General features: G+C 68.9%; 19 protein-coding genes and 1 pseudogene. 15 read left to right on the top strand and 5 right to left on the bottom strand.

Features of this window, described 5'->3' with window-relative positions:
- The first annotated feature begins 1 nt into the window (after position 1).
- Positions 2-2,059, top strand: a complete 2,058-nt coding sequence (locus tag BO221_RS34470; RefSeq protein WP_073565094.1) for a peptidylprolyl isomerase — start codon at positions 2-4, stop codon at positions 2,057-2,059.
- On the opposite strand, the gene BO221_RS54185 is transcribed toward BO221_RS34470, so the two are convergent.
- Together BO221_RS54185 and BO221_RS57125 are read right to left on the bottom strand one after the other, a co-directional pair.
- Complete coding sequence (locus BO221_RS54185; protein WP_158079962.1) at positions 1,966-2,532, bottom strand: hypothetical protein; 567 nt, start codon at positions 2,530-2,532, stop codon at positions 1,966-1,968. The two genes, BO221_RS34470 and BO221_RS54185, sit on opposite strands and share 94 nt — an antisense overlap.
- A 612-nt stretch (positions 2,533-3,144) precedes the next feature.
- Complete coding sequence (locus BO221_RS57125) at positions 3,145-3,276, bottom strand: hypothetical protein (RefSeq protein WP_255408499.1); 132 nt, start codon at positions 3,274-3,276, stop codon at positions 3,145-3,147.
- A gap of 225 nt (positions 3,277-3,501) precedes the next feature.
- Between BO221_RS57125 and BO221_RS34460 the strand changes: the two genes are divergently transcribed.
- The gene (locus tag BO221_RS34460; RefSeq protein WP_143195847.1) at positions 3,502-4,377 is read left to right on the top strand and encodes a hypothetical protein; all 876 of its coding nucleotides are present in this window, start codon (positions 3,502-3,504) and stop codon (positions 4,375-4,377) included.
- Positions 4,378-4,386: 9 nt separating this feature from the next.
- On the opposite strand, the gene BO221_RS34455 is transcribed toward BO221_RS34460, so the two are convergent.
- Positions 4,387-5,493 (bottom strand): HD domain-containing phosphohydrolase, encoded by a 1,107-nt coding sequence (locus BO221_RS34455; protein ID WP_043388888.1) that lies wholly within the window; start codon positions 5,491-5,493, stop codon positions 4,387-4,389.
- Between the two features lie 269 nt (positions 5,494-5,762).
- Between BO221_RS34455 and BO221_RS34450 the strand changes: the two genes are divergently transcribed.
- The 7 genes and pseudogenes from BO221_RS34450 (at position 5,763) to BO221_RS34420 (ending at position 12,662) form a co-directional block, all read left to right on the top strand.
- Positions 5,763-6,764 (top strand): dihydrodipicolinate reductase, encoded by a 1,002-nt coding sequence (locus BO221_RS34450; RefSeq protein WP_073565091.1) that lies wholly within the window; start codon positions 5,763-5,765, stop codon positions 6,762-6,764.
- A gap of 19 nt (positions 6,765-6,783) precedes the next feature.
- A complete protein-coding gene (locus tag BO221_RS34445) occupies positions 6,784-7,233 on the top strand; it encodes a MaoC family dehydratase N-terminal domain-containing protein (protein WP_043388894.1) in 450 nt (149 codons plus the stop codon).
- Positions 7,233-7,895, top strand: a complete 663-nt coding sequence (locus tag BO221_RS34440) for a MaoC family dehydratase (RefSeq protein ID WP_073565090.1) — start codon at positions 7,233-7,235, stop codon at positions 7,893-7,895. The genes BO221_RS34445 and BO221_RS34440 overlap by 1 nt, the downstream gene beginning before the upstream one ends.
- A 199-nt stretch (positions 7,896-8,094) precedes the next feature.
- The gene (locus BO221_RS34435; RefSeq protein ID WP_073565089.1) at positions 8,095-9,933 is read left to right on the top strand and encodes an acyl-CoA dehydrogenase; all 1,839 of its coding nucleotides are present in this window, start codon (positions 8,095-8,097) and stop codon (positions 9,931-9,933) included.
- Between the two features lie 153 nt (positions 9,934-10,086).
- Positions 10,087-11,253 carry a chorismate mutase gene (gene pheA / locus BO221_RS34430; RefSeq protein ID WP_083681792.1) on the top strand — a complete coding sequence of 389 codons (1,167 nt, stop codon included), beginning with the start codon at positions 10,087-10,089 and terminating at the stop codon, positions 11,251-11,253.
- Positions 11,254-11,384: 131 nt separating this feature from the next.
- Positions 11,385-11,954: pseudogene (locus BO221_RS34425) on the top strand (DsbA family protein); the annotation flags it as partial.
- A 63-nt stretch (positions 11,955-12,017) separates the two neighbouring features.
- A complete protein-coding gene (locus BO221_RS34420; RefSeq protein ID WP_073565088.1) occupies positions 12,018-12,662 on the top strand; it encodes a tetratricopeptide repeat protein in 645 nt (214 codons plus the stop codon).
- Positions 12,663-12,671: 9 nt separating this feature from the next.
- Here the strand turns inward: BO221_RS34420 and BO221_RS34415 are convergent, their stop codons facing one another.
- Positions 12,672-13,124: a biopolymer transporter ExbD gene (locus BO221_RS34415; RefSeq protein WP_073565087.1), complete on the bottom strand. Its 453-nt coding sequence runs from the start codon at positions 13,122-13,124 to the stop codon at positions 12,672-12,674.
- A gap of 11 nt (positions 13,125-13,135) precedes the next feature.
- A complete protein-coding gene (locus BO221_RS34410; RefSeq protein ID WP_073565086.1) occupies positions 13,136-13,849 on the bottom strand; it encodes a MotA/TolQ/ExbB proton channel family protein in 714 nt (237 codons plus the stop codon).
- A 42-nt stretch (positions 13,850-13,891) separates the two neighbouring features.
- On the opposite strand from BO221_RS34410, the gene BO221_RS34405 reads away from it, so the two are divergent.
- The 6 genes from BO221_RS34405 (at position 13,892) to BO221_RS34380 (ending at position 19,096) form a co-directional block, all read left to right on the top strand.
- The gene (locus tag BO221_RS34405; RefSeq protein ID WP_073565085.1) at positions 13,892-14,713 is read left to right on the top strand and encodes a DUF4292 domain-containing protein; all 822 of its coding nucleotides are present in this window, start codon (positions 13,892-13,894) and stop codon (positions 14,711-14,713) included.
- Between the two features lie 89 nt (positions 14,714-14,802).
- On the top strand, positions 14,803-15,555 hold the full coding sequence (locus BO221_RS34400; protein WP_073565084.1) for a general secretion pathway protein GspE: 753 nt from the start codon (positions 14,803-14,805) through the stop codon (positions 15,553-15,555).
- Between the two features lie 23 nt (positions 15,556-15,578).
- Complete coding sequence (locus tag BO221_RS34395) at positions 15,579-16,661, top strand: hypothetical protein (protein ID WP_073565083.1); 1,083 nt, start codon at positions 15,579-15,581, stop codon at positions 16,659-16,661.
- 38 nt (positions 16,662-16,699) lie between these two features.
- Positions 16,700-17,692, top strand: a complete 993-nt coding sequence (locus tag BO221_RS34390; RefSeq protein ID WP_073565082.1) for an ABC transporter ATP-binding protein — start codon at positions 16,700-16,702, stop codon at positions 17,690-17,692.
- The gene (locus BO221_RS34385; RefSeq protein WP_073565081.1) at positions 17,689-18,714 is read left to right on the top strand and encodes an ABC transporter ATP-binding protein; all 1,026 of its coding nucleotides are present in this window, start codon (positions 17,689-17,691) and stop codon (positions 18,712-18,714) included. The genes BO221_RS34390 and BO221_RS34385 overlap by 4 nt, the downstream gene beginning before the upstream one ends.
- Entirely contained in the window at positions 18,689-19,096 is a 408-nt protein-coding gene (locus BO221_RS34380; protein ID WP_073565080.1) for a DUF2085 domain-containing protein, read from the top strand. The genes BO221_RS34385 and BO221_RS34380 overlap by 26 nt, the downstream gene beginning before the upstream one ends.
- The last annotated feature ends 5 nt before the right edge of the window (positions 19,097-19,101 follow it).

The following is a 19,101-nucleotide window of genomic DNA, read 5'->3' as shown; positions in this document are numbered from 1 at the left end:
CATGGATGTTCTGCGCGCCGCTGTGCCCGCCTGCCTGCTGTGGGGGTTCGTGCTGTCGGGTTGTGTCCGCTCCGTGCCGTCCGCGCCGGAGGCGGGAGGAGGGGAGGAGATCGCCCTCTGGGAGGATCGCCGCTCGCTGGCGGGGGGACGGCTGGTGGAACTGGCGGCGAAGGGGTCCGTGCCGGTGCGCGTCCGGGCCCTGCGTGCGCTCGCCCGCATCCAGGAGACGTCCACCGTGGAGGCCGTGCTGGCCGGGTTGGGGGCCGCCGAGGTGCCCGTGCGGGACGAGGCGGCCTTCGCGGCCGGGGTACTGGCGCTCTCATGGGAGCCGCTCACGGACGCGGAGAAGGCGCGGATGACGGAGGCCCTGCTCACCGCCGAGGGCGCGGAGAAGGACGAGGGCGTGCGGCGCACGTTGCTCGAGTCGCTGGGAAAGCTGGCCACACCAGGGGCGGTGAAGCGCCTCACGGAGCGGCTCTCGGAGGGGAATCCGGAGGTCGCGGGCCGGGCGGCGGTGGCGCTCGGGGTGGCGGCCCGCCGGGGCGCGTCGTTGGCGGAGGTTCCGTTGGAGCGGGCGGCGGTGCTGCTCCAGTCCGGTCAGCCGGAGGCCTCCCGTTTCGGAGGGGCCTATCTCCTGGCGAGCGCGAAACGCTCCGAGGGGCTGGGCATGTTGCGGCGCTGCCTCGGAGACGAGGCCCCGGACGTGCGGGCGCTGTGCGCGAAGGGCATGGGTGACGTGGGAGGCCCGGAGGACGCGGCCGTGGTGGGCCGGTTGCTGGGGGACGAGGTGCCCCGCGTGGCGGCCGAGGCCTCGCGGGCGCTGGCGAAGCTGGCCTCGCGGTGCAGCGGGGATTGCACCCCGTTGGACGAGCTCCGGGCCCTGGCGTCCCAGGCCGGGCGTGTGGCGCGAGGAGACTCGGCGGCGGGCCACGCACTGCTCGCGCTGGCGCAGCAGGGCCTGCCCGAGGCGGGACGTCCGGTGCTGGTGGCATTGCGGCGCGCGCTCCAGGAGGCGACACCGGGCGCGGCTTCGGAAGTGGCTTCGGGGGATTTGATGAACCTCGACTGCCGTCTGGCCGCGGCGCTCGACCGGCAGACGGGAGCACTCGATGAGACGCTGCGCTGTGGAGGCGGCTGGGTTCGGGCGGTGCGGCGGCTGACGCTCGGCCTGCGCGAGGTGGCGCAGTCGAAGGGCAGGGGAGGTGCTGTCGATGCGGTGCAGTACCTGTCGTATCCGGACACGCGGGTGAGGCTGGCGGCGCTCGACGCGGTGGCGTCCCGTCCGGTGCCCGAGGCCGCCGGGCCCGTGCGGGCGCTCCTCGAAGGAGAGGACCTGGTGGAGGCCGCGGCGGCGGCGAGCACGGCCGGGAAGCTGAAGGACGCGGAGGCCCTGCCACGAGTGCGAGCGCTCGCGGAGCGTGTGCCTCGGGAGCCGGACATGGCCGGGCCGGTGGCGGAGGGGCTGGTGGCGTTGGCGGGGAAGGACGCGGAGCCGGTGTTGCGGAAGTGGCTGGAGCACCCGCACGCCAACGTTCGCCGCGTGGCGGCCGAGTCGCTCGCGGGCCTCACCGGGCAGCCCGTGCGTGCCGCGCACGTGGAGTCGCCGGACAACGCGCGCCGTCCCGAGTCCGCTCCGGTGGGGAGCATGCTCACGTTCCGTACGAACAAGGGAGACTTCACGGTGGCGCTGGACGCGGAGGCGCCGCTGACGTCGGGCAACCTCGTGGCGCTTGCGCGCGGGGGCTACTTCCGGGGCATCACCTTCCACCGCGTGGTGCCGGACTTCGTCGCGCAGGGAGGAGACCCGCGCGGAGACGGGGAGGGGGGTCCGGGCTACTCGATTCGCTGTGAGATCACCCGGCGGCCCTATCGCCGCGCCGTGCTGGGCATGGCGCTGTCGGGCAAGGACACGGGGGGCAGCCAGTTCTTCTTCACCCACTCGCCACAGCCGCACCTGGATGGCCGCTACACGGCCTTCGGCGAGGTGACGCGAGGAATGGAGGTGGTGGATCGCCTGCTGGAGGGCGACACCATCCAGGAGGTGGAGGTGTCGCCCTGATGTAGACCCGTTCGAGTTCGCAGTTCTGCGAGCTCCGTCAGGAGTCCCTCACGGAGCTTGTTGCCGCGAGCGAGGCGGAGAACGCTGCGTTCGACCTCATCCAGCAGGCGCCTGACCTCGTGGTCAGGGTGCTGCGGGTGCCGCCTGCACCATTGCGCATACAAACAAGCGACGTGGTAACGGCGCTCGACGTTCGAGTAACCCAGCCGTTGAATGCGTCGCAGCGTGGGACCGAAGACCGGCCAGGGACAGTTGCGTCCATACGCCTCGGTGAAGAGCGTCTCGGCGATCCGCCTCCGTACTTCCTGGCGCTCGTATTCCGTCTTCACGACCGCTCGCAGCAATCGTCGTTCCAACGCCTTGAGTCTGGGCTCCAACTCCTCGAAGGAATCTTCGAAGGTCTTCACGAGCAACTGGTCGATTGCTCGGGCTACTTCCATGAAGCGGCGTGAGGAGCTTTCTGACAGCTTCACCGGCAAGGTCTCCCATCCCGAAGTCGATCCGGCCAGACGCCGTTCCTCTGCATGCACACGTCCTGGCATACATGGCACAGGCTATGTCCCCTGGTTTCACTCGGAATACTCTGGATGGGTGAGTCCAGGCAGTCGCTGAATGCTTGATTGCAGCGCTTGCGGACCTCTTCGTACGGCAAGCACTCGATGGGTTGATTCCGCCCCGTAAGCCGGTCTTCCTCGGTGCATCGTGTCATCAGAGTCAGCGCCACAGCGGCCACCAGCATGGAGTGGAGCGGTGTGGACCTCCTGACGTGCATCAGGCACCTCCTGCCCTTTCTGAAGGCGCCCATTCTGGTGCGCGCACTTCTGCCGCTGGCGACGAGTCTCGGACAGACGAGATGGCTGTCACAGTCGGAGGAACCACCTGAGGGTTATCCTGCGTGGGGTGGCCAACAACCACGGGGCCGCGTCCTGATGATGAACGTCAACCTGGTTCCTCCCAGCCCCACCCCTGGACGCAGTGGTACGGGGATGACACGGAGAAAGCTTCTCTGGTCCCTGGGTCTCGCGACACCGCTGCTCACCTTCACGGGAGGCTTCGCCTTCTGGAAATCCCGAGCGACACGCGGGTCACTTGAGCCCGGGCAGGCCCTCTCCAGTGCGTTGCAGCACATCCGGTTCGCTCATCGGGCTGCCATCGCGGGTGAACTGGAGCTCGCGCGAGAAGAAGCCGCCGTGGCCCTGGCTGAAGCACCAGACCATGCTCCAGCGCTTTGCATTCTCGCGTGCATCGCACTGGAGGCGGGCGACCTCTCCGCGGCACGCGAGCTTCTGCTCCGATTGAGTCCCCTGGCTCCCGGGCAACCGGAGCCGCGGATTCTGGAGAAGCTCCTGGAAAATCAAAGGCGTGATGCTCCGGTAGGGTGGGGCCAGGTCTTCCTCGAGGCTTGGACGGAACTGGGCCGCCCCGACTTGCAGCAGAGTGCCTTGTTGCCGGAGCCCTTGCTCGCGAGCCTCGATGAGTCAGGGCTCGAGCGCTCCTGGACCCATGCCCCCTCTTCACGAGCGCGTCTCACCCTGGCCCTGCTGTCCCTGAATCCTTCCGAGGCGCGTGCCCGCTGGGTTCTCGAGCAGGTGCCGGAGCTCGACGATTCCGCGCTGCTCGTCGCGGCATTCGATCTGCTGCGCGACAAGAGGCTCGCGGTGTCCGTTCAGCAGGAGGCCGTGCCCGTGTTGCGTCAACGTTTCGCTCGGCTCGCTGGGGCTTCACCGGGAGCCATGCGGCTTCGCTTGTTGCACCTGCTGGTGGGAACCGAGCGGGAGGCGCCGCTCGATCCCCAGGAACTGGAAGCACTCGAGGCCATCTCGGTGCTTCCCTCCTGGAAGGAAGACTCCTTCACACGGCCCTTCCATGAGGCGCGGCGATGCCTGGAGGACCTGAAGGTGCCCGGCTCCACGGGTGCTGCCTTCGCGGTGGCGGAGCGGACGCTGGGCCACCGCGGTGTGCTCCTGCTGCTCTGGCGTGCCGCGGCCACCCGGGATCGGCTCTCCGAGGACGAGCGCCGCAGGATGGGGCGCATGCTCTGGCTCATCGGAAGCCGTCTGACCGAGCAGTCCTCGCTCCTGGAGCACTCGGTGGGAACCTCGCTCATGGCGTCCGGAGCCTCCAGCCTGCGGCACGGCCGCAATCAACGGGAGGCCTTCGCGCGAGAGGACGAGGTGCACGCGGCCGTCATGACCTCGCTCCGGGCCGCGCTCGGCCGATGGCCGCTGCGCTCGCTCTCGGAGCAACTGCTGGAATCACGGGCGCGCAGCGAGGTGGCCTGGCTGCGCGCCTTCGTGGGCAAGGGCGCGCTCCCGTGAGAGACGCGCTCAGCTCGCGACGCGGTTGGGCACCTTGCCCGGCGTGAAGCCGGCCCAGAGCGCGTTCTCCGCGTTCTCCATGTCCTCGACCTTCTTGCGGATGCGCTGCCACTCCGCGTCCGGAATGCGCAGGAAGGCCTCGGACAGCTCCGGGTCGAACTGCGTGCCCGAGCAGCGCTTGATTTCATCGCGCGCCACGGACATCGGCCGGCCCTTGCGGTACGGACGATCCGAGGTGATGGCGTCCACCGTGTCCGCGATGGCGAAGATGCGCGCCCCGATCACGATGTCCTTGCCCTTGAGCCCCTGCGGATAGCCCTTGCCGTCCCACCGCTCCTGGTGGTGCAGCACGATCAGCGAGGCGTCGTGCAGGTAGGGCATCTTCGCCAGGATCTTGTACCCGTACTCGGGATGCTTGCGCATCTCCACCCATTCCTCGGGGGAGAGCGGGCCGGGCTTGAGCAGGATGGTGTCGCTCACGCCAATCTTCCCGATGTCGTGCAGCAGTGCTCCCTGCTCCACCACCTCGAGCTGCGTGGGCGTCAGTCCAATCTCCTCGCCAATCCGCCGCGAGTAGAGCGACACCCGGCGCGAGTGCCACTGCGTCTCGGTATCGCGGTAGTCGAGCGCGCTGATCAGGCCATCCAGCAGGCCGTTGGTGCGCTCCACCACCATGCGCTCGAGGTCGCGGTTGATGAGCGTCAGCTCCGCGTTCTTCTCCGCCACCTCGCGCGTGAGCCGCTCGTTGGACTCCACCAGCTTGAAGTGCTCGAAGGCCTGACGCACCGCGCTGGTCAGCTCACTGAGCGACCACGGTTTGCCCAGCAGACGGAACACCTCTCCCCGGTTGACCGCCTCGGACGCCGTACGGAAGTCCGCGGCCGCCGTGAGCATCAGGCGCACGGCTCGCGGGTTCTTCTCACGCAGGGTCCTCAGGAGCTCCACGCCGTTGAGCAACGGCATCATGAAGTCCGTCAGCACCACCTGGAATCCCTCTTCCTTGGCGGCCTGGGCAGGATCCGTGTGGGTGACGACCTCGTAGCCCTCCGACTGCAGAATCCGCGACAGCGCGGCCAGAATGAGGGGATCGTCATCCACCACCAGGATGCGGTCCATGAATACAGCCTCCCAACCCTTCGATCGAAATGGGGACGGACATCGAAGAAACCGGGCCGTTATACACGGCTTTGCGCCCGAAGGTCACACCCGCTTGGGGGTGGGCTCGCACTCTTGCTCGCTTTACAACCCCTCGTAACCTCTCTTCTTTCTGGCAGGGGACGCTCTGCCTGGTTCACGAGCCGCTTGCCTGTCCGGCTGGGGGTGGTCTATGGTGCGCCACATTGCTGCATTGTGGTGTAACTCCTTGATTTTTGGAGAGTTCTCCGATGCCTAGAGCCTCCGCAGGGCCGGTCCCGGTGGTGGTCATGGGGTTGGGAGTCATCGGGCAGGAGATCGCCAGGGCGGCCCAGCTCTCGACCGAGGTGGAGCTGATCGGTGCCGTGGACGCCAGCCCCCAGTTGGTGGGGCGTCCCCTGCCGGATGTGCTCGGTGGCCCCGCGCCGAAGGTGAAGGTGGCTGGCTCGCTGGAGGCGGCCGTGGGACGGCGCAAGGGCGCCGTGCTGCTGCATGCCACCGGCTCGCGCCTGGAGCAGGTGATGGATCAGCTGCTCGAGGCCCTCAAGCTGGGCCTGCCCATCGTCTCCACCTGTGAGGAGCTGGCCTTCCCCTTCCTCAAGTATCCCGAGCTGGCCGAGAAGCTGGAGCGCGCGGCGCAAGCCGCCGGGGTGGCGGTGCTCGGCACCGGCGTCAATCCGGGCTTCGTGATGGACCGGTTGGTGGCGGTGGCGGGCCAGGCGTGCGGCCCGGTGCGCCATGCCACGGTGACGCGCGTGGTGGATGCGCGCACCCGCCGGGAAGCGCTGCAGCGCAAGGTGGGCGCCGGCCTGTCCGAGGACGAGTTCTTCGCCCTGGTGGACAAGGAGCAGATGGGGCACGTGGGGCTGGTGGAAAGCGCGGCCCTGTGCGCGCTGGGCCTCGGCATGGACTGCGACGACTTCGAAGAGGAGATCGTCCCCGTCTTCGCCGAGGAGGACATCCTGGATGGTGCCTTCCCGGTGAAGAAGGGCCGGGTGGCGGGAATCTTCCAGTCCGCCGTGGGTCTGGAGGAAGGGCAGGAGCGGGTCCGGTTGGAGCTCACCATCGCGGTGGGGGCTGACAATCCAGGGGATCGCATCGAGATTGAGTCGGACCCGAAACTGGTGCTGGAGATTCGCGGGGGGGTGCCCGGTGACCGGGCCACCGCCAACACGCTGGTGAACGCCGCTCCGCGCGTGACGGCCGCCGAGGCCGGTCTCTTGACCGTGCTCGAGCTACCGGCCGGTCGTTGAAGGAAAAAGGGAGAGGGACATGCTGGACAAGAACGCGATCGGCCGGGCCTCCCCGCCGTTCCTGAATGAGGTGGAGAAGGGCGCCATCCGGCGCTTCGCCGAGTCCCTCGGCGATTACAACCCCATCTATTACGACGAGGAGTATGCGCGGGCCTCGGGCTACCCCACGGTGGTGGCCCCGCCTACCTTCCCCGCGTCCTTCAGCTCGGCGGCGGATCTGCGCGAGCTGTTGGGGGTGGGCATCAAGAGCCTGCTGCACGCCGAGCAGTCCTTCGAGTACGAGCGCCCCATCTTCGCCGGTGACCGCATCTTCGTCGCCACGCGGGTGTCGGACGTGCTCGAGCGCACCGGCCCGGCGGGCAAGATGGATGTCGCCGTCATCGAGGACGAGGGCCGGGACGAGGAGGGTAACCTCGTGTTCCGCGCCCGCCGGACGCTCATCGTCCGCGCCGCCAAGGAGAATCCGTAATGCCCGCGCGCAAGCTCTATTTTGAAGGCATCCGCGTCGGCGACGAGCTGCCGGCGCTGGCCAAGGCTCCCATCGACCGCGTGCAGCTGTCGCGCTACGCCGGTGCCTCGGGTGACTTCAACCCCGTCCACGTGGACGAGGTCTACGCCAAGAGCGTGGGCATGCCCTCCGTGTATGCCCCCGGCATGCTCGTCATGGGCATGCTGGGCCAGCTCATCAGCGACTGGGCCCGCGGCGGCCAGCTGCGCCGCTACCACGTGCGCTTCATCAAGATGGTGTGGCCCGGTGACACCGTCGTCTGCAAGGGCCGCGTGAGCGACCGGCACGGCGAGGGCGGCCGCTACTTCGTCGACGTGGAGCTGTGGGCGGAGAACCAGCGCGGTGAGCTGGTGATGAAGGGCAACTCCACCATCCAGCTCTTCTTCTCGCTGGAGGACGAGAACCGGCAGCGCGCCGGCCAGTCCCCCATCGTCGTGGAGGTGCCTCGCGAGAGCCTCCTCCAGGCCTCCGCCCAGACTCCGGGTGAAGACGAGGAGGACGACGAGCGCAGGGCCGGTGCCATGTCCGGCAAGAAGACGACGGGCTCCAAGCCGGCCGCCAAGACGGCCACGGCGCCCGCTGTCTCCCAGGCCTCCGCCGCGGCGAAGAAGGCCAAGAAGTAGGACTTCCCCCTTCAATCCCCTCCCTGGTGGGGCGGCGAGCAACCCTCGCCGCTCCAACGCGAAGCGTCACTTTTGATTGATTCTGGAGTCAATCGGGATTGACTCTCGAATCAACCGACGTAACCTTTGCGTGTCCCAACTGGGGCCGCGGACCGCCGATGTGGCGGCCGTGAGCCCCACCAACGTACGGGAGGGGCTCATGTCCGCCGGCATCAACACCTACAAGACCGACCTTCGGGAAATCTTCTTCACGCTGTTCGAGCAGTTCGGCTTCGGCCAGGTCGCGGGGCAGGCCCCCTTTGATGCCTGGGGGCCGGATGAGGCGCGGGCGGTGCTCCAGGAGACGTACCGCTTCGCCCGGGAGGTTCTCGGGCCCCTCAACTCCTCGGGTGACCGCGAGGGCTGCCGGCTGGAGAATGGCGCCGTCATCACCCCCAAGGGCTTCAAGGATGCCTGGAAGAAGCTCTACGAGCAGGGCTTCAAGACGGTGGCGGTGAGCCCGGACCATGGCGGCCAGGGCGGCCCCATCATGCTCCAGGTGCTCATCGAGGAGATCCTCTCGGGCGCCAACTCGGCCTTCAACATGTACCCGGGCCTGGCCTTCGGCGCGGCGGAGCTGATCGCCGAGTGCGGTACGCCGGAGCAGAAGAAGCTGTACGTGGAGCGCATGCTCAACGGCACCTGGGGCGGCACCATGTGCCTCACCGAGCCGCACGCCGGCTCCGACGTGGGCGCGGCCAAGTCCACCGCGCGCAAGAACGCGGACGGCACCTACAGCATCCGCGGCACGAAGATCTTCATCTCGGGTGGTGATCACGATCTGGCGGAGAACGTGGTGCACCTGGTGCTGGCGCGCATCGATGGCGCGGCGCCGGGCACCAAGGGCCTGTCGCTCTTCATCGTGCCGAAGATCCGCGTGAACGCGGACGGCAGCCTCGCGGGCGGCAACGACGTCTCGGTGGGCTCCATCGAGCACAAGATGGGCATCCGGGCGTCGGCCACCTGTGTGCTGAACTTCGGCGAGAACGACGGCTGTGTGGGCGAGCTGGTGGGTGGCGTCGAGAACGTCGGCATGAGCCAGATGTTCAAGATGATGAACGGCGCGCGCATCGCGGTGGGCATCCAGGGCGTGTCGCTGGCGAGCGCGGCGTACTTCAACGCGCTGGAGTACGCGAAGGATCGCAAGCAGGGCGCGCACCTGAGCAAGTGGAAGGATCCGTCGGCGCCGCGCGTGGCCATCATCGAGCACCCGGACGTACGGCGCATGCTGCTGGAGATGAAGGCGCACGTGGAGGGCATCCGCGCGCTCATCGTCAAGCTGGCCATGCACACGGACAAGGCGCAGATGATGGCGGGCAAGGACGATGACCAGGCGGCCTACCACCGCGGGCAGGTGGAGCTGCTGACGCCGCTGGTGAAGTCGTACGCGTCGGACCAGGCCTTCCGGCTGTGCGCGCAGGGCATCCAGGTGTACGGCGGCGCCGGCTACTGCCAGGACTACCCGGTGGAGCAGTACACGCGCGACTCGAAGATCTTCTCCATCTACGAGGGCACCAACCACATCCAGGCGATGGATCTGGTGGGCCGCAAGATGGGGCAGGCGGGCGGCGCCAACTTCCAGCAGTTCATGGCGGACGTGGGCGGGTTCATCGAGGCGAACCGCGAGCACAAGGTGTACGGCGAGGCGGTGAAGCAGCTGGCGGCGGCGCAGGAGGGCGTGATGGCGAGCGCCATGGCCGTGCTGGGCTGGTCGCAGGATCCGTCGAAGATGACGCTCATCCCGCTGTCGGCCAACCGCTTCCTGAACATGATGTCGGAGCTGGCCGTGGGCTGGCTGCTGCTGGACGCGGCCGTCATCGCCGAGCGCGTGGGCGAGAAGGCCACGGGCGACGACAAGGCCTTCTACGAGGGCAAGAAGTGGAGCGCGCTGTGGTACGCGCGCAACGTGCTGCCCAACGTGGAGCAGGCGGCGCGGATGATGGCGCTGGAGGACACCTCCTCGGTGGAGATCTCCAACACCGCCTTCGGCAGCATCTGACGTCTCGCATCCCTCCCTCGCTTCCCTCCCTCTCCCACCGGGAGAGGGACGGGGTGAGGGTATCGGGAGCCCCGGGTTGAATACTTCCCGTGCGCCATCGGGGGTTCTTGAGAGAGAATCCCCGGCTTCCGTGCTCGACCGCGCTGGAGACCGATGGCCACCAGGAAGACCCGAAAGCAGAAGCAGCCCGCGCCCGCCCGGCCCAAGGATTCGGGGCGTCTCCAGGAGCTGCGCCGGAAGATCGATGCCGTGGACCAACGTCTGGTCCGGCTGCTGAACGAGCGGGCGAGCCTCGTCGTCGAGGTGGGCAAGACCAAGCGCGCCGATGGCACCCCCATCTACGCCCCGCATCGCGAGGCCGAGGTGCTCCGCAAGGTCCTGTCCTCCAACCAGGGCCCCCTGAGCGATCGCGCCGTGGAGGGTATCTACCGCGAGCTGATGAGCGGCTCCTTCGCGCTCGAGCAGCCGCTGCGCATCGGTTACCTGGGGCCGCCCGGCTCCAACTCGCACGCCGCCGCCGTCAAGCAGTTCGGCTCCTCGGTGGACTACGAGGACCTGCGGGAGATCGGTGGTGTCTTCACCGAGGTGCGCCGCGGGCACGTCAACTACGGGCTCGTTCCCATCGAGAACTCGCTGGGCGGCGGCATCGTGGAGACGCTCGATGCCTTCAAGTCCAACGCCCAGCACATCTCCGTCTATGGCGAGGTGCAGATCGCCGTGCACCATGCCCTGCTCGCCAACTGCCAGCCGAGCCAGGTCCGGCGCATCCACTCCAAGCCGGAGATCTTCCAGCAGTGCCGCAACTGGCTGAGCACCCAGTACCCCGGCGTCGAGCTCATGCCCGCGGCCAGCAGCTCGCGCGCCGCGCAGATCGCCGCCGACGAGTGCCGCAAGGCCCTGGAGATCGGCGCCGAGCCCGGATCGGCCGCCATCGGCACGGCGCTCGCCGGGCAGCTCTACGGGCTCAACGTCCTCTTCCCGCGCATCGAGGATGACCCGAACAACATCACCCGCTTCGTCATCATCGCCCGGCAGAACGCCCGGCCGACGGGGGATGACAAGACGTCGATCATGTTCACCACCGAAGACAAGCCCGGCGCGCTGGTGTCGGTGCTCGGCGTCTTCCAGTCCGCTGGCATCAACCTCTCGCACATCGACAAGCGGCCGCAGGGGCGGGAGCGGTGGACCTATACGTTCTTCGTGGACGCGCTCGGCCACCGGGAGGAGCCGGCGATGATCGCCGCCATCGAGCAGGCCCAGACGCACTGCCGCGAGCTCATCGTCCTGGGCAGCTACCCGCGCTCGCGCCGCATCCTGTGAGCCGCCGGACGCCTGCCCCGTGCTCCCCTCGGGCGGGAGTGGCAGGCGCGCTCCGGGGGTGTTAGGTGTGTCCCATGAGCGATTTCGTGACGATCCGGGTGTGGTCGGACTTCGTTTGACCCTGGTGCTACGTCGGCCTCGTGGAGGTCGAGAAGCTGAAGAAGGAATATGACGTCCAGGTGGACTGGCGTCCGTTCTTCCTGCGCCCGGAGACACCGCCAGAGGGGCTCCCCCTGTCGGCCTACGTGCGCGAGCGGATGAAGGATCCGAACAACCCCCTCAAGCGCAGAGCAGCCGCGTCCGGGTTGACGATGGTGGAGCGCGACGTCATCCCCTCGACGCGGCGCGCGCACCAGGCGGCGGAGTTCGCCCGGGAGCAGGGGAAGCTCGAGCCGTTCCATGCGGCGGTGCTGCGGCGCTACTGGAGCGAGGGGCAGGACCTGTGGCAGTGGGACACGCTCCGTGGCGCGGCGCAGGAGGCCGGTCTGGATCCCGACGTGATGCAGCGGGCGGTGGAAGAGGGCCGCTACCAGCAGGTCGTCGAGGACGCCGTCCGTGAGGCGCAGGAGATGGGCATCCAGGCCGTGCCCACCTTCGTGCTCGGAGACCGTTTCGCGCTGCAGGGAGCGCAGGAGTACGGCGTCTTCCAGCAGGCGATGCAGCGGCTGGGCGTCAAACCGCGCGCTCCGCGTCCGGGTTGAGTGAGAATTTCCGCCCGCCTGGCAACTCGCCCGGCGGGCGCGGCGCTCCGGTAGAATGGGGCCATGCTCTTCGGAAAGAAGGCGCCGCCCACGCGTTCGGAGCTGATCGTCGAAGCGGATCGCGCTCGCTCCAAGGGCAAGCTCAAGAAGGCGATTGCCGGATACCGCAAGGCGCTGGAGTTGGAGCCGAAGGACCCAGCCGTGCACGTGAAGCTGGCGCCGCTGCTGGCCCGGGTGGACGAGGGCGAGGCCTCGCTCCAGAGCTTCCGCACGGCGGCCCAGGCGCACCTGGACAAGGGATTCACGGACAAGGCGCTGGCCGTCTACACCCAGGCGGCGGAGACGTTCCCGACGCAGGTGCACCTCTGGCAGCAGGTGGCGCAGATGCACCTCGCCCGGGGACGCCGCGCGGATGCGGTGAAGATGTACCTTCGGGGCCGGCTCCACCTGCGCGCCAAGAACGAGCGCCGGGAGGCCACCGAGCTGCTGAAGGAGGCGCTCGCGCTGGAGCCCACGCTCTTCGAGCCGAGGCTGGATCTGGCGCTGCTGCTGGCCCGCCAGCACCTGCGGGCCGAGGCGATGACGTTGCTCGAGCCGATGGTGAAGGCCGTGAAGGGCCCACAGCTCCGGCAGGTGCGCTGGACGATGTTCCGGATCTCTCCGAGCCTGGGCGCGCTGTGGCGCTGGCTGCGCGCCACGCCCGGGTGAAGCCAGGGCCTACTGCGTGTCGCGCACGCCGATGGCGAGCTGGCCGAGTCCGACGCTCTTGGCCATCTCCATCACCTGCACCACGGTGCCGTGGGGCACGCCCTCGTCGGCCTGGACGATGACCACGGTGTCCGGGTTCTCCTCCTGGGCCTTCGCGAAGGCGCGCTTGAGCTCGTCCTCGCCGACCACGTTGCCGCCCAGCACGAAGCGCCCGTCCGAGAGCACCGCCACGGAGATGTCGGTGGCCCGCGCCGTCACGTCGGTGGTGCCGCCCTTGGGCAGGTTCACCTTGAGGCCCGTCTGCGCCCCACCGGGTGCCTGCTGGACGATCACAGAGCTCGTCACCATGAAGATGATGAGCAGCACCAGGAAGATGTCGGTCAGCGGGGTGATGTTGATCTCCGCGAAGCCGACCTCCTCGCCGTTGCCATCGGGGTCACCCGGAGTCTTGCCCATCGCCATGGGAGTGGACCTCAGGCCTCCGGCTGGGAACGCGACGCGTCCACCGGAGCCGGAGCCGTGGAAGAGGAAGCCGGGGCGCCATTCGTGGGCCGCTCACGCAGCAGCTCGGCGAACTCGTCACCCATGAGCCGCAGCTCCACGAGCACCCGCGACAGCCTCGCCTGGAAGTAGTTGTAGAAGGCCATGGCCTGCACGGCCACGAGGATGCCCACCGCCGTGGCCACCAGGGCCTCGGAGATGCCCGTCATCACCGCCGCGCTGCCACCCGAGCCACCCGCCTGCACGTCCAGGCCCAGGTCCTTGAAGGACTTCATGATGCCGGCCACCGTGCCGAACAGGCCCACGAACGGCGTCAGCGAGCCGATGGTCGCCAATATCCACAGGTTGCGCCGCAGCCGCAGACCCACCTGGGCGCGCTCGCGCTCCACCGCGGACTCCACGCCGTCACCGGTGCCCCGCGTGCGCTCGAGGCGATCGAAGCCCGCCAGGAAGATGTCCGCCACGGCGGCGTCCGAGCGCTCGGTGGCGGTACGGGCGGCGGTGATGTCCCCGCGCAGCAGGTGCTTCTGCACGGTGTCGCCGAGGGCCCGCGAGCGCTCGCTCACCCCCCACAGGGCGATCAGCCGCTCGATGGCCACACCCATGGCCACCACGGAGGCGAGGAGGAGGGAGGCGAGGGTGACGCCGCCGATACGCAGGTAGTGGAGGAGATCGGAAAGGCTCATGAATGGTGGCCAGGAAGGTCGGCCTGGCGCGAGACTAAAGCCATGAACCGCGCAGCCGCAGCAATCTTCCTGGCTCTCTTATGTTCAGGTTGTCCCAAGCGCATCGATTTCGGCCCCCAGGGCCCCATCACCCAGGCCGAGGAGCTCTTCCGTCTGACGAGCGCCGCCCAGGACCGGGTGGCCACCCTCCAGGGTGACGGGAAGATCCGGATCGACTCGCCCCAGGGCTCCGGCTCCGTCTCCGCCTTCCTGGCTGCCTCCCGGCCGGGCCTGCTGCGCGTGGAGATGTTCGACTTCTTCAACCGGCCCATCGCCGTGCTCGTCACCGACGGCCAGCGCTTCGGCCTGCTCCAGTTCCAGGAGAACACCTACTACCAGGGGCCGGCGACCCCACGGAACCTCTCGCGCTTCCTGCCCGTGGCCCTGCCGAGCGAGGAGCTGGTCTCCGTGATGCTCGGTAAGGTGCCCTTCATCCCCGCCGAGCGCATGACGCTCTCCCTGGACGAGAAGGAGCGGCTGTACGTCCTCACGCTCCACAAGGGGAACGTGTCCCAGGTGCTCCACATCCACCCCAAGCACCTCCGGGTGGTGCGCAGCGAGGTCCGCGGCATCCAGGCCTATGGACTCCAGTACGACAACTTCAAGGAGCAGGGGGACTTCGTCTTTCCCCACGAGGTGACGCTCCGGGCCCCCAACGCGGACACCTCCCTGGGCCTGCGCTACACCGGCATCACCCTCAACGAGTCCCCGGACCTGACGCTCTTCGACCTCTCCGCGCCCGAGGACGTCCGCGTCGTCGAGGTGGACGAGGGGGGCCAGTCCCTGCCTCCGGTTGCCCTGCCTCCTGCCTCGCCCGGTTCTTGAGCGGGCCATGTCGATAATGCGGCAATGCTTGGAACTTCAGGTACACTGACTCCAAAGGCGGGTCCGTTCGGACTCACCGCGACTGCGACATGGCACAGATCAAGCTCGGTGAACTGCTGATCAAAGCGAACGTGCTCCAGGAGAGCCAGCTCAAGGCGGCGCTCGCGGAGCAGGCGAAGTGGGGCGGCAAGCTGGGAGAAATCCTGGTGCGCATGAACCTCGTGTCCGAGGACATCCTGGTCCGGGCGCTGTCCAAGCAGCTCGCCATCCCCGCGGTGAACCTGGACGCGGTGAAGGAGATCCCCCCGCACGTGCTCAACAAGGTGCCGCTGCAGACGGCGCGGGACTTCGCGGTGCTGCCGCTGCAGTTGCGCGACGACGGCAAGACGCTGGTGGTGGCCATCGCGGACCCGCTCAACGTGAGGCAGCTGGACGAGCTGCGCGCCGTCACCAAGAGCCGCATCGTCCCGAACGTGGCCGGACGCACGGCCATCGCCCGGGCCATGGCGCGCTTCTACGATGACCAGGGCGAGCTGGCCGACGCGGACACCAACTTCAAGGTGGTGGACGCCCAGGGCCGCACGGTCGTCAAGAACATGAACGCGCCCACCGCGCCTCCGCCGGCCGCGGCTCCCGCCGCCAGGACGCCGGCTCCGATGCCCCCCTCTCCCTCGCGCGAGATGCCCTCGGTGCGCGGCGGCAACGGCAGCCCGGTGGAACTCCTGCGCAGCGTGGAGGAGGTGCAGCGCAAGGAAGTGGCCGCCCTCAAGGCCATGGTGGAGCTGCTCATCGAGAAGGGCGTCTTCAGCCGCGACGAGTACCTGGCGAAGGTCAAGCGTTAGCCGTTCCAGCCCCCCGTCCTTCCATGCGCAAGAAGATCGGCGAGCTGCTCATCGAGTCCGGTGCGCTCAATCCGGATCAGGTCCGCAAGGCGCTCGGACAGCAACGGGTCCATGGCCAGGGCCAGCGCCTCGGCTCGGTCATCATCGCCCTGGGCTTCACCGAGCCCTCCGCGGTGGCCCAGGCCCTGGCGCGGCAGTTCGATCTGCCCTTCGTCCAGCTCCCGGAAGAGATTCCCCAGAAGGTGCGCGAGCTCGTCTCGCTCGACTTCCAGGCCGAGCACCGCTTCGTGCTCTTCGGGCTCGAGCGCGAGGCCCGGGGCGAGCGGCTGCTCGTGGCGGTGGATGATCCCTCGGACCTGACCGTGGTGGGCGAGCTGAGCTTCCAGCTCAACAAGCCCATCCGGGTGCACGTGGCCGCCGAGGACGACATCGACCGTTCGCTCGACCTCGTGAGTGGCCGGGCAGTGGGGCTGCTCGCCGAGGATGAGACGCGCGGACCCCCGGTGTTGGAACCCGTCGACGAGAGCCTGCCGCAGTCCGCGGCGGCCGCCGCCGTCTCGGCCCTGCTCGATTGGGATGCGCCCTCCGTGCCGCCGCCGCCCCCTGTAAACGGTCCCCCCGTCCTCACCCCGAGGTCCGCTTTGAAGCCAAAGCCGCCCACGCCCCCGGCCCCGCCGCCCTTCGATGATGAGGACGAGGACATCACCCTCATCACGCCCAAGGCCTCGCCCAGGGCCAAGGCGTCCGCGAGCCCGCCGCCGCCTCCTCCTCCGCAGGAGAGCGAGGAGGTCCTGGATGAGCTGCTGGGCGAGCCCGGCTCCCCGCCTCCGTCCGCCGCGCCCGGGCAGAAGGGCGTGCCGGTGGTCGTCTTCGGTGGGGCCGCGAAGGGCCTGCCGCAGCCGCCTCCCGCGCCCCGGCCTCCGGACATCACGGATGAGGACCTGAAGGTGCTCGAGGACCTCGAGCGCATGGCGGATGGCGGCGAGGCGGAGCTGCACACGGAGAAGGTGAAGCCCGCGCGCATGGTGGCCAGCCTCATCCGGCTCCTCATCCGCAAGCGCGTCATCCGCGAGGAGGAGTTCCTGGAGGAACTGTCCCGGAAGTGATGCCCCGGGCCGGATGTTGAGGCCCGGCCGTGAGCCCCATGTCCGAGCCCCTCCTGGATGTCCGTGGACTGAAGACCCAGCTCTCCCTGGAGGAGGGCCCGGTGCTGGCCGTGGACGACGTGTCCTTCTCCATCCCGCCTGGCGGCACGCTGGGCGTGGTGGGGGAGAGCGGTTGTGGCAAGAGCCTCACCGCGCTCTCGGTGATGCGGCTGGTGCCCGAGCCGCCCGGCCGGGTGGTGGGCGGGCGGATCCGCTTCCGGGGCGAGGACCTCCTCGCGCTCCCCGAGGAGAAGATGCGCCGCATGCGTGGGCGCCACCTCTCCATGGTGTTCCAGGAGCCGATGACCTCGCTCAACCCCGTCTACACGGTGGGCGAGCAGATCTCCGAGGGGGTGCGGCTGCACCAGGGGTTGTCGAAGGCCGCCGCGCGCGAGCACTCGGTGGAGATGCTGCGCCAGGTGGGCATTCCCGCTCCCGAGCAGCGCGTGGACAGCTACCCGCATCAGCTCTCCGGCGGCATGCGCCAGCGGGTGATGATCGCCATGGCGCTCGCGTGTGGGCCGGAGTTGCTCATCGCGGACGAGCCCACCACGGCGTTGGACGTCACCATCCAGGCGCAGATCCTGGAGCTGCTGAAGCGGTTGCAGTCGGAGCGCCACATGGCGGTGATGCTCATCACCCATGACCTGGGCGTGGTGGCCGAGAGCTGTGACGCGGTGGTGGTGATGTACGCGGGCCGGGTGGTGGAGCGGGCCCCGGTGAAGGCGCTCTTCCGGCAGCCGGCGCACCCGTATACGGCGGGGCTGCTGCGCTCGATTCCGGCCCTCCAGGAGACGGGTGGGGCAGGGGAGCGCCCCCGGTTGAAGACGATTCCCGGCATGGTTCCGAGCCTCCGCCGGCTGCCCGGCGGTTGCCGCTTCCGGGACCGGTGCGAGCGCGCCCTGGACATCTGCGCCCGGGTGGAGCCGGCGCTGGAACTCAAGCGCGATGGCCAGGAGGCGGCGTGCCACAACCCGGTGCCCGCGCCATGACCGAGCCCCTGTTGCAGGTTCGCGACGTGAAGACGCACTTCCCGGTGCGCGGGGGATTGCTCGGGCGCGTGCGGGGCACCGTGAAGGCGGTGGATGGGGTGGGCTTCGACGTGCGGCGCGGCGAGACGCTCGGCCTGGTGGGCGAGAGCGGCTGCGGCAAGAGCACTTTGGGGCGCACGCTGCTGCGGCTCGTGGAGCCCACGGCGGGTTCCATCCGCTTCGAGGGCCGAGAGCTGACGGGCCTTTCCCAGCGCGAGCTGCGCCCCCTGCGGCGGCGGATGCAGCTCGTCTTCCAGGACCCGTATGCCTCGCTCAACCCGCGCATGACGGTGCGGGACATCCTGGGCGAGCCCTTCGCCATCCATGGGTTGGAGCGGGGCCCCGCGCGCGAGGCGAAGGTGGCCGAGCTGCTGGACCTGATGGGCCTGCCGCGCGATGCCCTGGGCCGCTACCCGCATGAGTTCTCGGGAGGACAGCGCCAGCGCATCGGCATCGCGCGGGCCATCGCCCTGCGGCCGGACCTGGTCGTGGCCGACGAGCCCATCAGCGCGCTCGACGTGTCCATCCAGGCGCAGATCGTCAACCTGCTGGTGGACCTGCAACGTGACCTGGGGCTGACGTACATCTTCATCGCGCACGATTTGAAGATCGTCGAGTACGTGTCCACGCGCGTGGCGGTGATGTACCTGGGCCGCATCGTGGAGCTGGCGGACGCGGCGGACCTGTACCGGAAGCCGCGCCACCCGTACACGCAGGCGCTGCTGTCGGCGGTGCCGGTGCCGGACCCGGAACGCAAGCGCTCGCGCATCATCCTCCAGGGGGACGTGCCGTCTCCGCTCGCGCCACCGCCCGGGTGTCCCTTCCATCCGCGCTGCCCGTACGCCATGGAGCGGTGCCGGCGCGAGACACCGCCCCTGTATGAATTGGGCAACGGGCACACCGCCGCGTGCTTCCTGGTGGAGGACGAGGCGCGGAAGGTCACGGAGGGAGGGCAGGGTGTTCTGGCTCAGTCACCACCATGAGGAGGAGTACAACCGCACGTACCTGCTCGGCGGCGTGCGGGTGTGCGCGCGCTGCCTGGGGACGTACCCGGTGCTGCTGGCCGTGATGGTGGCCCTCTTCAAGGTTCGAGCGCCCCTGTCGTGGGAGTGGGATGTGCCGGTGGTGCTCGGCCTCACCCTGCCGGCGCTCGTGGACTGGGCGGTGGGGCGCTTCCGTCCGGGCGGTGGCTCCAACGCCGTGCGCACCCTCACCGGTGTGCTGCTGGGGGTGGCCCTGGGCCGCTCGTTGTTCATCCACTTCCAGAAGCCCCTGCCCCAGGTGCTGGTGTGGCAGGCCGCCCTGGTGGCCGTGGTCGCGCTCCCCGTCCTGCTCATGACCTACCGGAGCTCGAGGGACGGGTAGGTCTG

Origin of the sequence: Archangium sp. Cb G35, assembly GCF_001896145.1 — a bacterium.
Taxonomy (GTDB): Bacteria; Myxococcota; Myxococcia; order Myxococcales; family Myxococcaceae; genus Archangium; species Archangium violaceum.
This window is presented reverse-complemented; position numbering and strand designations above follow the sequence as displayed.